Raw genomic sequence first — 12,188 nt, 5'->3', positions numbered from 1 at the left:
CGGCCGGCGGGCGGCCGGTGCGACCGCCGGCACCCCCGCCGACCCCGTCCGGGTGACGCCCGGTCAGTCGGTGGTGACGTCCACGACCTCGCCGTCGATCACGGTCCCGTCCACGACGCGCGGCGGCCCGTCGTCCTCCCCCGCGAAGAAGCGGGCGGCGAAGGTGCCGACCGCTCGGGTCGTCACGGCGTCGAAGGTGCCGCCGATGACACCACCCACCAGGGGGACGCCCTTGGCCAGCGTCACGGTCGCCCTCGTGCTGCCGTACTTGGCCAGCAGGGTAAAGCCGATCCGCTTGTTGATCTCCTTGATGAGCTGCTCGGGGATCTTCTTGATCAACGCCATGGTGAGCTTCGAGCCCGCCCGGATGCCCGCCTTCTTCAGCACGTCCGTGCCCGCGTTGCCGAGCATGCAGACCATGATCGCGGTCTGCACCTCGTCGCTCTCCAGGTCGTGCCCGTGCACGGCGGCGATCGAGGCGATGAGGTGCGCCTGCACGAGGGTCGCCGCCGCCACGTTCGTGGGCAGCGCGATCGGCAGCGTGAGGAGGCCGCCGACGTTGGTCGCGAACCCCTGCACGCCCGCGGCCGTCACGTGCGTCCTGATCAGGTGCTTCACCGCGTCCGCGGGGGTCTCGGCCTTCTCCAGGGCGTCCTGGGCCATCTCGGTCGCGCTCTTGAACGGCCCGAACCCGTTGATCCCCACCCGCAGGAGGTTGCCGACGATGTTCTGCTGCACCTTCGTGAGTGCTCCCGGTTCGTCCGCCATGCCCCGAGGTTACGCGGCGCGGCAGCGGGTAAACCCCGCCAATGGACATGTCTTCGTTGGGAGAGCTGGTCAGGGAACGCGGTCCGTTCGCGTCGGTCTACCTGGACGCCTCGCACGACACCGAGGACGCTGCCAAGGCCGTCGAGCTGCGCTGGCGCGGGGTGCGTGACGACCTGGCCCGGCAGGGTGCGGACGAGGCGACGCTGGACGCGCTGGAGGCCGTCGCGCTCACGCCGGTCGTGGGCAAGGCGGGCCGGGCGCTGATCGCCGCGCACGGCGCCGTGCTTCTCGATCGGGTGATGCCGCGGCCACCGGCCACGACCACCGCGCGGTGGTCCGACCTGCCGCACGTGCTGCCGCTGGCCGCGTCGCTGGGCACGAGCGTGCCGCACGTCGTCGTGCTCGCCGACCGCAAGGGCGCGGACGTGCACGGCTACGACGGGCAGGTCGGCCGGCAGGGCGAGGTGGCGGCCGAGGAGGTGCGCGGCGAGGAGCACCCCGTGCACAAGGTGCGCGGCGGCGGCTGGTCGCACCTGCGCATGCAGCACTCGGTCGAGGAGAACGCCAAGCGCAACGCCGCCCTGGTCGCCGAGGCCGTGGACAAGCTGGTCGGCGAGCTGGGCGCCGGGCTGCTCGTCCTGGGCGGCGAGACGCAGGCGCGGGCCGCGGTGCGCGACGAGCTGACCACGCGGTGCCGCGAGGTGCTGGTCGAGGTCGAGGGCGCGAGCCTGGCCGACGGGTCGGACGACGAGGCGTTCGACAGCGCCGTGCGGGCGCTCGTCGCCGAGCACCAGTTCAACCGGGACAACGAGCTGGTCGAGCGGTTCGCCACCGAGTCGGGCCGCGACGGCGGCTTGGCCGTGCAGGGGCTGGAGCCCGTGGTCGAGGCGCTGCGCGAGGCGAACGTGGCCGCGCTGCTGGTCGCGGACCCGGCGCTGGGCGACCGCACGCTGTGGACGGGCGACGACCCGGCGCTGGTCGCGCTGCGCAAGTCCGAGCTGAGCGGCCTGGGCGTCGAGCGCGTCGAGGAGCACCGCGCGGACGAGGTGCTGCCCAACGCCGCCGCCGCGACCGGCGCGCAGGTGCTGGTCACCGACCGGGCGTCGCTGTTCGAGGGCGTGGGCGCGATCCTGCGGCACCGCTGACCGGACGCCGGAGGGGCGTGGCACCGACCGGCGCCACGCCCCTCCGACAACCCGTGCCAAACCTGTTCGCGCAGGTCAGACGGCTGCGGCCACCACGTCCTCGGCCTTCTGCGGCAGCTCGGTCTCGATGACCTTCTTGCTGCGCCGGTTCCGCTTCTCCAGCGTGTTCGCCAGCCACGTCAGCAGCAGGCACATCACGATGTAGAGGGTGGCCACCACGATCGTGACCGGCACCAGCGGGCGGCCGAACTCGAAGATCGAGCCCAGGTAGCGGGCGTAGTACAGCAGCTCCTCGTAGGTGATGAGGAAGCCGAGCGCGGTGTCCTTGAGCAGCACGACGAGCTGGCTGATGATCGCGGGCAGCATGGCCCGGACCGCCTGCGGCAGCAGCACCAGGTTCATCACCTGGGTCTTGCGCATGCCCAGGGCGTAGGCGGCCTCGCTCTGGCCGCGGGGCAGCGACAGCACGCCGGCGCGGAAGACCTCGGCGAGCACCGACCCGTTGTAGAGGGTCAGGCCCAGCACCACCGAGTAGAACGGCGCGCCCAGCGACACGCCGTAGTGGAACACGAAGATCAGCACGACGAGCGGGACCGCGCGGAAGAACTCGACCACCGCCATGGACGGCACGCGGAAGACCGCGTGGTCCGACAGCTGCCCGGCGGCGAAGATCGCGCCGAAGACGAGGGCGAGCACCGCGCCGGCCGCGAACGCCTTGAGCGTGTTGCCCAGGGCGCTGAGCAGGTCGAGCTGGACCTTCTCGTACTGGATCCAGTCCCACTTCGAGCCGTCGAACTGGCCGCTCTCGGCGAAGCGGTAGACCACGAAGCCGACGATCGCGACCAGGGCGGCGATGCCGACGACCGCGTACAGGCGGTGGCGCGTCCGGGCGCGCGGGCCCGGGACGTCGAACAGGACCGAGCTCATCGGGCGACGCTCCACCGCTTCTCGAGGCTGCGCTGCAGCAGGGTCATGGGGATGACGAGCACCACGAAGAACAGCGCGACCCAGAGCAGGCCGATCAGCTGGTTCTCACCGCGGTCGGCCAGGTTCAGGCTGATCGAACCGGCCTGGAACACGGAGAACCCCGCCGCGATGGTGGTGTTCTTGAGCAGCGCGATCAGGGTGCTCATCATCGGCGGCACGACCGCGCGGGTCGCCTGCGGGAGCACGACGGAGCCGAGCATCTGACCGAACGTGAGGCCCAGCGCGCGGGACGCCTCGGCTTGGCCGACCGGGACGGTGTTGATGCCCGAGCGGATGACCTCGCACACGAACGCGGACGTGTAGAGGATCAGCGCGGCCAGCGCCGCGGCCCAGTAGTAGCTGGCGGCGGAGCCGCCGAACGTCCCCGCGTCGACGATCTCTAGCAGGGGGAACGCGAACACGAAGAAGAAGAACACCAGCGTGAGCGGGGTGTTGCGCACGATCGTCACGTACGCGGCGCCGGCGAACCTGAAGACCGGCACGGGGGCGACGCGCAGCATCGCCAGGATCGTTCCCAACACCAGAGACCCGACCGCGGAGATCAGGAACAGCTCAACGGTGTTGAGGAACCCGGGCCCGTACAGGTCGAGGTTGTCGAGCAGGACGTCCATGGGCTTCCTCTGGGCAGGCTTCCTCGGGAGGTTGGTGGCGGGGCGGCCGGCCCGACGACCGGCCGCCCCGGGTGATCAGTAGCGGTCCAGGACCGGCTTCTGGGCCGTGGAACCCGACTTGCCGAGGGTCACGTCGTAGACCTTCTGCCAGTCACCGCCCTTGATGGCCTCGTCCAGGATGTCGTTGACCTTGTCGCGCAGCGGCTTGTCGTCCTTGGGCAGCCCGATGCCGTACGGCTCGTTCGAGAACGGCTTGCCGACGACCTTCATCTTCTCGGGCTCCTGGGACGCGTAGCCCTTGAGGATCGCGTCGTCCGTGGTGACGGCGTCGACGGCGCCCTGCTGGAGCTGCGTGACGCACTGCGAGTAGTTCTGGAGCTCGACGATGTTCTCCGGCTCCGTCAGGCCCTCGTTCTTGACCTTCTGGATCGGCGTGGAGCCGGTCACCGAGCAGACCTTCTTGCCCTTGAGGGTCTCCGGGCCGGTGATCGAGTCGTCGCTCTTCGCGACCAGCAGGTCCTGGCCGGCGGTGAAGTACGGGCCGGCGAAGGCGATCTGCTCCTTGCGCTTGGCGTTGATCGTGTAGGTGCCGACGTAGTAGTCCACGTCACCGTTGATCAGCGCCTGCTCGCGACCGGCGGACGCGATGGCCTTGTACTCGATCTTGTCGTCCGAGAAGCCCAGCTTCGCGGCGACCAGCTTCGCGATCTCCACGTCGAAGCCGGTGAACTTGCCGCTGGTCGGGTCCTTGTAGCCCAGACCCGGCTGGTCCTCCTTGACGCCGATGACGACCTTGCCGCGGTTCTTCATCTTCTCGAACGTCGCGGAGCCGTCCACCTTCACGTCGGCCGCGGCCTGCTGCGTGGGGGCCGCGCCGCCGTCGCCGGGGCCACCCTCCTTGCCGCACGCGGTCAGGGCGAGGCCGCCGGCCAGCAGCACCACCGCAAGGGTGCGAACCCTCATCGTCTGTCTCCTGCTCTTTCGGGATAGAGCGGCGCCAGGCTCAGCGCCGCGGTCGGGGGACTTCAGTGGGTCAGGATCTTGCCAAGGAAGTCCTTCGCGCGGTTGGACTTCGGCGCGGAGAAGAACGCCTCCGGCGTCGAGTCCTCGACGACCTCGCCGTCGGCCATGAAGATCACGCGGTCCGCGGCCTTGCGGGCGAAGCCCATCTCGTGGGTCACCACGAGCATGGTCATGCCCTCCTTGGCCAGCGTGGTCATCACGTCCAGCACCTCCTGCACCATCTCGGGGTCGAGTGCGGAGGTCGGCTCGTCGAACAGCATCACCTTCGGGCGCATCGCCAGGGCGCGCGCGATCGCCACGCGCTGCTGCTGCCCACCCGACAGCTGGGCCGGGTACTTCTCGGCCTGGTTCGCGATGCCCACCCGCTCCAGCAGCTCCATGGCCGTCTTGCGGGCCTGGGCCGCGGGGGTCTTGCGGACCTTGACGGGCGCGAGCATCACGTTGTCGACGATGCTCTTGTGGGCGAACAGGTTAAAAGACTGGAAAACCATTCCGACGTCGGCGCGCAGCCGGGCGAGGTCCTTGCCCTCCGCGGGCAGCGGCTGACCGTCCAGCTCGATGACGCCGGAGTTGACGGGCTCCAGGCGGTTGATCGTGCGGCAGAGCGTGGACTTGCCCGACCCGGAAGGACCGAGCACGACGACTACCTGGCCTTTCGGCACCTCCAGCGTCACGTCCTTGAGGACGTGCAAGGGGCCGAAGAACTTGTCCACGCCCGCCATCCGGATCATGGGCGGAGCAGGAGTGGCGGCGGTCATCAGTCCTCCAGTAGGGGGTTCCTGAGCGATGGCGGAAACCTAGGTGTGAATCCCCACACCAGTCCAGGCGATTGAGCAAGACTTAGGGTCTCAACTCTGTCACAGGGTGGCGACACTTATCGGGAGGCCCCACGGTGCGCGTGCTGTTGGTCGAGGACGACGACCGCGTGGCAGAAGCGCTGGTACCGGCGCTGACCCGGCGCGGCTTCAGCGTAGACCGCCAAGCAACCGGTCGGGGGACGCTCGATCGGCTGGCCGGGGTCGACGTCGTGCTGCTGGACCTGGGCCTGCCCGATGTGGACGGTGTCACGCTGTGCCGGCACATCCGGGCCGCCAGCGACGTGGCGATCATCGTCGTGTCGGCCCGCGGCGAGATCGACGACCGCATCCTCGGCCTGCACGCCGGCGCGGACGACTACCTGGTCAAGCCCTACGACGTGGGCGAACTGGTGGCCCGCGTGCACGCCGTGCGGCGGCGGCGCGGCGACCCGGTCGGGGCCGGCGGGACCGGCACCGAGGTGTTCGAGGCGTCCGACGTGCGGGTCGACCTGGCCCGGCACGAGGTCACCGTGGGGGGTGAACCCGTGGCGTTGTCGCGCAAGGAGTTCCAGGTGCTGGCCCTGGTGGTGGCGGCCGGTGGCGCGGTGTGCACCCGCGAGCGCATCCTCGCGGAGGTGTGGGGGCGCACGTGGGCCGGCGCCAACCGGACGCTGGACGTGCACGTGGCGACGCTGCGCACGAAGCTGGGGCGCCCGTCGCTGCTGGAGACGGTGCGCGGGGTCGGGTACCGGTTGGGCGGGGGCTGAGTGCGGTCGCGACTGCTGGGGATCGTGGTGACGCTGATCGTCATCGTGCTGGTCGGCATGGGCGTGCCGCTGGGGCGGGGCGTGGCGCAGACCGAGCAGCAGGAGATGTTCCTGGACCGGCTCACCGACACCACGAGGTTCGCCTCCCTGGCGCAGCGGCCGTTCATCGACGACCAGCCGTGGGTGCTGGAGAGCGAGCTGCGCCGCTACCACGAGCTGTACGGCGTCCGGGTGGCCCTGCTCGGCCGGGACGGGCAGGTGGTGGCCACGTCCGGGGCGGTCGACGTCTCCTCCGAGGAGGTGGCCGACCTGGTCAGCGGGGCCCTCGCGGGCCGGCAGCCGGCCGCGCCGGGGCTGATCGTGCCGTGGGACGCCTCCGAGCTGGTGCTGGCCGAACCGGTGCTGGAGGCCGGCGAGGTCCAGGGCGCGGTGGTGACGTTCTCGCCCACCTCGAAGACCCGGTTCGAGGTGCTGGTGTGGTGGACGGTGATCCTGGTCGCGGGCATGTTGGTGCTGGTCGCGGCGGTGTTCGCGGCGCTGCCGCTGGTGCGCTGGACGCTGCGGCCGGTGAAGCGGCTCGACGACGCGACGGGCGCGCTGCTCGCGGCGGTGGTGTCCGGGCAACCCGCGCCGCCGGTGGGCGCGTCGGACGGCCCGCCGGAGCTGCGCCGGCTGTCGCGCTCGTTCGACCAGATGGCGGCCAACGTGGGCGACGTGCTGGCCGCGCAGCGGGCGTTCGTGGCCGACGCCTCGCACCAGCTGCGCAACCCGCTGACCGCGCTGAAGCTGCGACTGTCCAACCTGGAGGGTCACGTGGTCGGCGAGGGGGTCCAGCACCAGGTGGCGGCGCTGGACGAGGCCAACCGGCTCAACCGCATCCTGGACGAGCTGCTGTCGATGGCCCGCGCGGGCGCGCCGTCGGTGGACCCCGTGCCGGTGGACGTGGACCGGGCCGTGGCGGGGCGGCTGTCCGCGTGGCAGCCCGCGGCGGCGGCCCGCGAGGTGCACCTCGTGCTCGACGGGGAGCCCGGCGGCACCGCGCTGGTCCCGCCGCGCGGGGTGGAGACGGTGCTGGACGCGCTGCTGGACAACGCCCTGAAGTTCACCTCCGAGGGCACCCTCGTCCACGTGGACGTGCGGCGGCGCGACGGCGTGGTGCGCATCGCCGTGCGGGACGAGGGCCCCGGCCTGGCCCCCGACGAGCTGGAACGGGCCACGGACCGGTTCTGGCGCAGCCCCGCGCACCAGAACGTGCAGGGCTCGGGCCTGGGGCTCGCGCTGGTGCGGCAGATCGTGGAACGGGTGGGGGGCACGGTCCGGCTGCTGTCACCGCCCGGGGAGGGGCTGCGGGTCGAGGTGGAGTTCCCCGCCGTGTGACCGGTGCCGTGTGACCGGGGTGGCCGGGGTGGTGGTCAGACCTTCACGTCGCGGTAGTACCGCATCGCGCCGGGGTGCAGTTCGACCGGTGTGGTCTCGATCGCCGAGCGGACCTCTATCGACCTGGCCACCGGGCTGGCCGCGACCAGCGCCGGTTGGGCCGCGAACAGACCCCTGACCAGGGCTTCCGCCACGTCGTCCGGCATCGTGTCGTTGACCAGCAGGAAGTTGCGGACGACGAGCGTGACGACCGGGCCGCCGCCGAGCTGGTAGGCCGACGCGGGCAGCGTCGCCGAGCCGTACACCTGGTAGGTGCGGCGCAGGGCGGGCAGCACGTCGCCGAGGTCGAGCATGCGCAGCTTCACCGTGGTGGCCAGGTCGGTGACCGCGTCGGTGGGCACGCCGCCGGACCAGAAGAACGCGTCCAGCGCCCCCTCGCGCATCCGGTCGGTGCTGGCCTGGAGGTCGTGGTAGCTGGGCTGGAGGTCGCCGACCGACATGCCGGCCGACGTCAGCAGGCGCTCGGCGATGAGCCGCACGCCCGAGTCCGGCGCGCCGAGGCTCACCCTCATGCCCCTGAGCTCGGACAGCTTCGTCGCCGGGACGTCGGCCCGCACGACCAGCTGGAGGTAGTCGTCGTGCATCCGGGCCAGCGCGTACAGCTTGTGCCCGCCGCCGGTGCCGGCCGCCGCGTCCGCCGCCGCGTCGGCCGCCGAGAAGCCGACCTGCGCCTGGTTGCCGCGCAGCCGCTGGAGGTTGTCCACCGACCCGGACGTCTCGGTCACCTGCGGGCGCGGTATGCCGGGGTCCCGGGTCCACGCGTCGGCCAGGGCCGTGCTCAACTTGGCGTAGACACCGACCGGGCTGCCCGCCGCCACGGTGAGCTTGACCTGGTCGAAGTCGTCGCCGCACGCGGTCGACGACAGGGCGGCGAGGGCCAAGGCGGCCCCCACGGCGTGCAAGCGCAGCAGCGTTCCCGACACCTGCGCATCGTCGCACGTCCAGGCTCTACCCTGGACCCGACGGAAGGACTAGGTGCAGTGACCCGCAGTTACCAGATCCGCACGTTCGGCTGCCAGATGAACGTGCACGACTCCGAACGCCTCGCAGGCATGCTGGAGGACGCGGGCTACACGCCTGCCGAGGGCGACACCGCGCCCGACGTCGTCGTCTTCAACACCTGCGCCGTCCGCGAGAACGCCGACAACAAGCTCTACGGCACCCTCGGCCACCTCGCGCCCGCGAAGACCGCCAACCCGGACATGCAGATCGCCGTCGGCGGCTGCCTCGCCCAGAAGGACCAGGGCGAGATCGTCAAGCGCGCCCCGTGGGTGGACGTGGTCTTCGGCACGCACAACATCGGCTCGCTGCCGGTGCTGCTGGAGCGCGCCCGCCACAACCGGGAGGCCCAGGTCGAGATCCTCGACTCCCTGGAGACCTTCCCCTCGACGCTGCCCGCCCGCCGCGACTCGGCCTACTCGGGCTGGGTGTCGGTGTCGGTCGGCTGCAACAACACGTGCACCTTCTGCATCGTCCCGTCGCTGCGCGGCAAGGAGAAGGACCGCCGCCCCGGCGAGGTGCTGGCCGAGGTGCGGGCGCTGGTCGACGAGGGCGTGCTGGAGGTCACCCTGCTCGGGCAGAACGTGAACTCCTACGGCGTCGAGTTCGGCGACCGGTTCGCGTTCGGCAAGCTGCTGCGCGCCACCGGCGGCGTCGAGGGCCTGGAGCGGGTCCGGTTCACCTCGCCGCACCCGAAGGACTTCACCTCCGACGTGATCGCCGCGATGGCCGAGACGCCCGCCGTGTGCCACCAGCTGCACATGCCGCTCCAGTCGGGCTCGGACCGCGTGCTCAAGGAGATGCGCCGCTCGTACCGGACGGCGAAGTACCTGTCCATCCTGGACGAGGTGCGCGCGGCCATGCCGGACGCGGCCATCACCACCGACATCATCGTCGGCTTCCCCGGTGAGACCGAGGAGGACTTCCGGGCGACCCTGGACGTCGTCCGCGAGGCCCGGTTCTCCTCCGCGTTCACCTTCCAGTACTCCAAGCGCCCCGGCACGCCCGCCGCCGAGCTGCCCGACCAGCTGCCCAAGCAGGTCGTGCAGGAGCGGTACGACCGGCTGGTGACCCTGGTCAACGAGATCGCGCACGAGGAGAACCGCAAGCAGGTCGGCCGGCGCGTCGAGCTGCTGGTCGCCTCCGGCGAGGGCCGCAAGGACACCGAGACCAAGCGGATGACCGGGCGTGCCCGCGACGGCCGCCTGGTGCACTTCACGCCCGGCGACGCGCACGTGCGCCCCGGCGACGTGGTGGAGACCGTCGTGACCTACGGCGCGCCGCACAACCTGATCGCGGACGGCCCCCTGCTGTCGCACCGCCGCACGAAGGCGGGCGACCGGTCCGAGGCGGGCCTGAGGCCGAAGACGCCGGGCGTCACGCTGGGCCTGCCGTCGTTCGGCACGCCGGCCCCGCTGCCCGCTGCCGTGGGCGGGTGCTCGGTCGCGTGAACGCCGAACCGGACGACCTGTCCCGGCTGCGCGAGGAGATCGACGACGTGGGCCGCTCGGCGGCCAGGCGCGTCGACCCCGGCTCGGGTGCCCTGACGATCGCCGTCGCCGTGCTGGCGGTGCTGGTGTCCCTGGTGCTGCCCTGGGTGGGCGGCGAGCCGGGGCTGCGCGTGCTGTTCGACGACGCGCCCGCGCTGCCCAAGGTGTTCGGCTACGCGGCGCTGGTGGCGGGCGTGCTGCTGCCCGCGCTGACGCTGGCCCTGCGGCGCTGGGCGCTGGCCTGGGTGTCCGCGCTGGCGTCGTTCGCCGCGTCGGTGGCGGGCGTGCTGTCGATCTGGACGACGCAGACCACGACCGGCCACGCGCCGGGGCCCGGGCCGGGCATCGGGCTGGTCGTCGCCGTGGTGGCGGTCGTCGTGCTGCTGGTGAAGTGGTTGAGGCTCGCGGCGTCGCGCCCCGACCTGCCGTGACCCGCCCGGCCGCCGGGGAGTTGGGCACGGCGCGGCTCGTGCTGCGCCCGCCGGTGCCCGGTGACGCGGCGGCCGTGCACGCGGTCCACCGCGACCCGCGGGCGTGCGAGCACAACCCGTCCGACGCCCTGCGCACCCCGGAGGAAGCCGTCGCGCTGCCGGAGCGGTGGCTCGCCCACTGGCGCGGGTTCGGCTTCTGCGGGCTGAGGCCCACCCGGTTGGACGACCGGCGCGCGTGGCGCTGAAAGCGGGGCTCGTCCGCGCCGACCACCTCGACCGCGACGGCGAGGACGGCCCCGACCTGCTGTTCGTCAGCGCCCCGGCCCCCGCACCGGTGGGGCGGGGGCCGGGGCGCTGACCCGCGGCTAGCGGGAGGCGACGGCCTGCTCGGCCGCGGCCAGCCACTCCCGCCACTGCTGGGCCTGGGCCTCGGCCTGCTGGGCACGGCGCTTGTCACCCGCCGACCGGGCCTTCTCGGCCTGGGCCTCGAACTGCTCGACGCGCTCGCGGAACTGCGCGACGCGGGCCTCGGCCTCCGGGTCGGACCGGCGCCACTGGGCGTCGACCGCGCCGCGGACCCGCTCCTCGATCGCGCGGAGCTTGCCCTCCAGGTCGCGGATGCGCTCGCGCGGGACCTTGCCGATCGCGTCCCACCGCTCCTGGATCTTGTAGAGCTGCTGGCGGGCGGTCTCCAGGTCGCCGGAGGGGTCGATGCGCTCGGCCTCGGCGAGCAGTTCCTCCTTCAGCTTCGCGTTGGTCGCGAACTCCGCGTCACGCTCGTTGAACGCCTCGGAGCGCTTGGCGAAGAACGCGTCCTGGGCGGCGCGGAACCGCTGCCACAACGCGTCGTCGGCCTCCTTGGGCGCGCGCCCGGCGGCCTTCCACTCGACCATCAGGTCCTTGTACCGGCCGGCCGTGGGGCCCCAGTCGTCGGACTCGACGAGCTTCTCGGCCTCCTCGACCAGCTCCTGCTTGCGGTTCTTGGCGACGCCCCGCTGCCGGTCGAGGTCGGCGAAGTGCGAGCCCCGCCGGCGGTTGAACGCGTCCCGCGCCTTGGAGAACCGACGCCACAGCTGCTCGTCGGTCTTGCGGTCGACGCCCCGGATGGTCTTCCACTCGTCCAGGATCTGCCGCAGCCGGTCGCCGGCCACCTTCCACTGCGTCGACTCGTTGGCCAGGACCTCGGCCTCCTCGACCAGCTCCTGCTTGCGGGCCCCGGCCGCGGCGCGCGCCTCGTCCTTGGCCGCCTTGGCCGCCTCCAGGCCCTTCTCGGCCAGCGCGAGCACGTGCTCGACGCGGGCCGCCAGCGCCGCGAGGTCGCCGACCACCGCCGCGTCGGCCAGGCTCTCCTGGACGTGCTTGGCGCTGGTCATCGCGTGCTTGGGGTCGCCCGTCCCGGCGGTCAGCCGCGTCACCAGCAGCTCGACCTCGGTGCGGATGTCGTCGAACCGGCGCGCGAAGTGCGCCAGGCCCTCCGCGGGCTCGCCCGCCTGCCACGAGCCCACGACGCGCTCGCCGTCGGCCGTCTTGACGTAGACGGTGCCGTCCGCGTCCACGCGCCCCCAGCGGTCAGGGTGGTCCGACGCCACGGGGACCGGTGTGGCCGGGGCCGTGACCGGTGCGGCCGGGGCCGTGACCGGCGCGGCTGCCACCGGGGTCTCCTCGACTACCGCCCCCGCACCACTGTCACCAGTGGCTTCCGGTGTCGTCTCGTGCTCCGTCATCGCCGGCTT

At 72.1% G+C, this 12,188-nt stretch carries 14 protein-coding genes; 7 read left to right on the top strand and 7 right to left on the bottom strand.

Features of this window, described 5'->3' with window-relative positions:
• Positions 1-63 precede the first annotated feature (63 nt).
• Entirely contained in the window at positions 64-768 is a 705-nt protein-coding gene (locus tag ACRAKJ_RS07855; protein WP_438923440.1) for an EcsC family protein, read from the bottom strand.
• A 47-nt stretch (positions 769-815) separates the two neighbouring features.
• On the opposite strand from ACRAKJ_RS07855, the gene ACRAKJ_RS07850 reads away from it, so the two are divergent.
• Positions 816-1,913 carry an Rv2629 family ribosome hibernation factor gene (locus ACRAKJ_RS07850; RefSeq protein WP_438923439.1) on the top strand — a complete coding sequence of 366 codons (1,098 nt, stop codon included), beginning with the start codon at positions 816-818 and terminating at the stop codon, positions 1,911-1,913.
• Positions 1,914-1,988: 75 nt separating this feature from the next.
• Here ACRAKJ_RS07850 and ACRAKJ_RS07845 read toward each other — a convergent pair whose 3' ends face one another.
• The 4 genes from ACRAKJ_RS07845 to ACRAKJ_RS07830 form a co-directional block, all read right to left on the bottom strand.
• Positions 1,989-2,840 carry an ABC transporter permease subunit gene (locus tag ACRAKJ_RS07845; protein WP_438923438.1) on the bottom strand — a complete coding sequence of 284 codons (852 nt, stop codon included), beginning with the start codon at positions 2,838-2,840 and terminating at the stop codon, positions 1,989-1,991.
• Entirely contained in the window at positions 2,837-3,511 is a 675-nt protein-coding gene (locus ACRAKJ_RS07840; protein ID WP_438923437.1) for an ABC transporter permease subunit, read from the bottom strand. The genes ACRAKJ_RS07845 and ACRAKJ_RS07840 overlap by 4 nt, the downstream gene beginning before the upstream one ends.
• 75 nt (positions 3,512-3,586) lie before the next feature.
• Positions 3,587-4,474, bottom strand: coding sequence for a glutamate ABC transporter substrate-binding protein (locus ACRAKJ_RS07835; RefSeq protein ID WP_438923436.1), 888 nt, complete (start codon positions 4,472-4,474; stop codon positions 3,587-3,589).
• A gap of 62 nt (positions 4,475-4,536) precedes the next feature.
• Positions 4,537-5,265, bottom strand: a complete 729-nt coding sequence (locus tag ACRAKJ_RS07830; RefSeq protein WP_438923473.1) for an ATP-binding cassette domain-containing protein — start codon at positions 5,263-5,265, stop codon at positions 4,537-4,539.
• Between the two features lie 161 nt (positions 5,266-5,426).
• Between ACRAKJ_RS07830 and ACRAKJ_RS07825 the strand changes: the two genes are divergently transcribed.
• Positions 5,427-6,098, top strand: coding sequence for a response regulator (locus ACRAKJ_RS07825; protein WP_438923435.1), 672 nt, complete (start codon positions 5,427-5,429; stop codon positions 6,096-6,098).
• Positions 6,099-7,475 (top strand): ATP-binding protein, encoded by a 1,377-nt coding sequence (locus tag ACRAKJ_RS07820; RefSeq protein ID WP_438923434.1) that lies wholly within the window; start codon positions 6,099-6,101, stop codon positions 7,473-7,475.
• A 35-nt stretch (positions 7,476-7,510) separates the two neighbouring features.
• Here ACRAKJ_RS07820 and ACRAKJ_RS07815 read toward each other — a convergent pair whose 3' ends face one another.
• Entirely contained in the window at positions 7,511-8,458 is a 948-nt protein-coding gene (locus ACRAKJ_RS07815; RefSeq protein ID WP_438923433.1) for a TAXI family TRAP transporter solute-binding subunit, read from the bottom strand.
• A gap of 57 nt (positions 8,459-8,515) precedes the next feature.
• Here ACRAKJ_RS07815 and miaB point away from each other — a divergent pair, with 57 nt between their 5' ends.
• From miaB to ACRAKJ_RS07795, 4 genes are read left to right on the top strand one after another with little or no spacing between them, the layout of a single operon-like run.
• Positions 8,516-9,985 carry a tRNA (N6-isopentenyl adenosine(37)-C2)-methylthiotransferase MiaB gene (miaB, locus tag ACRAKJ_RS07810; RefSeq protein ID WP_438923432.1) on the top strand — a complete coding sequence of 490 codons (1,470 nt, stop codon included), beginning with the start codon at positions 8,516-8,518 and terminating at the stop codon, positions 9,983-9,985.
• Positions 9,970-10,455, top strand: coding sequence for an Rv2732c family membrane protein (locus ACRAKJ_RS07805; RefSeq protein WP_438923431.1), 486 nt, complete (start codon positions 9,970-9,972; stop codon positions 10,453-10,455). The genes miaB and ACRAKJ_RS07805 overlap by 16 nt, the downstream gene beginning before the upstream one ends.
• Positions 10,452-10,700, top strand: a complete 249-nt coding sequence (locus tag ACRAKJ_RS07800; RefSeq protein ID WP_438923430.1) for a GNAT family N-acetyltransferase — start codon at positions 10,452-10,454, stop codon at positions 10,698-10,700. The genes ACRAKJ_RS07805 and ACRAKJ_RS07800 overlap by 4 nt, the downstream gene beginning before the upstream one ends.
• Positions 10,691-10,813, top strand: a complete 123-nt coding sequence (locus tag ACRAKJ_RS07795; RefSeq protein WP_447008906.1) for a hypothetical protein — start codon at positions 10,691-10,693, stop codon at positions 10,811-10,813. Before ACRAKJ_RS07800 ends, ACRAKJ_RS07795 begins: the two co-directional genes overlap by 10 nt.
• Positions 10,814-10,820: 7 nt before the next feature.
• Here the strand turns inward: ACRAKJ_RS07795 and ACRAKJ_RS07790 are convergent, their stop codons facing one another.
• Positions 10,821-12,179, bottom strand: a complete 1,359-nt coding sequence (locus ACRAKJ_RS07790) for a DUF349 domain-containing protein (RefSeq protein WP_447008905.1) — start codon at positions 12,177-12,179, stop codon at positions 10,821-10,823.
• Between the last annotated feature and the right edge of the window lie 9 nt (positions 12,180-12,188).

The organism is Saccharothrix sp. DSM 118769, assembly GCF_052936295.1.
The sequence above is the reverse complement of the archived record's forward strand: the minus strand, read 5'-3'. Positions and strand labels throughout refer to the sequence as shown.

Excerpts from the sequence above, each read along its gene's own strand:
- ACRAKJ_RS07855 (WP_438923440.1), bottom strand. The coding sequence starts at position 768 with ATGGCGGACGAACCGGGAGCACTCACGAAGGTGCAGCAGAACATCGTC.
- ACRAKJ_RS07850 (WP_438923439.1), top strand. The coding sequence starts at position 816 with ATGTCTTCGTTGGGAGAGCTGGTCAGGGAACGCGGTCCGTTCGCGTCG.
- ACRAKJ_RS07845 (WP_438923438.1), bottom strand. The coding sequence starts at position 2,840 with ATGAGCTCGGTCCTGTTCGACGTCCCGGGCCCGCGCGCCCGGACGCGC.
- ACRAKJ_RS07840 (WP_438923437.1), bottom strand. The coding sequence starts at position 3,511 with ATGGACGTCCTGCTCGACAACCTCGACCTGTACGGGCCCGGGTTCCTC.
- ACRAKJ_RS07835 (WP_438923436.1), bottom strand. The coding sequence starts at position 4,474 with ATGAGGGTTCGCACCCTTGCGGTGGTGCTGCTGGCCGGCGGCCTCGCC.
- ACRAKJ_RS07830 (WP_438923473.1), bottom strand. The coding sequence starts at position 5,265 with ATGATCCGGATGGCGGGCGTGGACAAGTTCTTCGGCCCCTTGCACGTC.
- ACRAKJ_RS07790 (WP_447008905.1), bottom strand. The coding sequence starts at position 12,179 with ATGACGGAGCACGAGACGACACCGGAAGCCACTGGTGACAGTGGTGCG.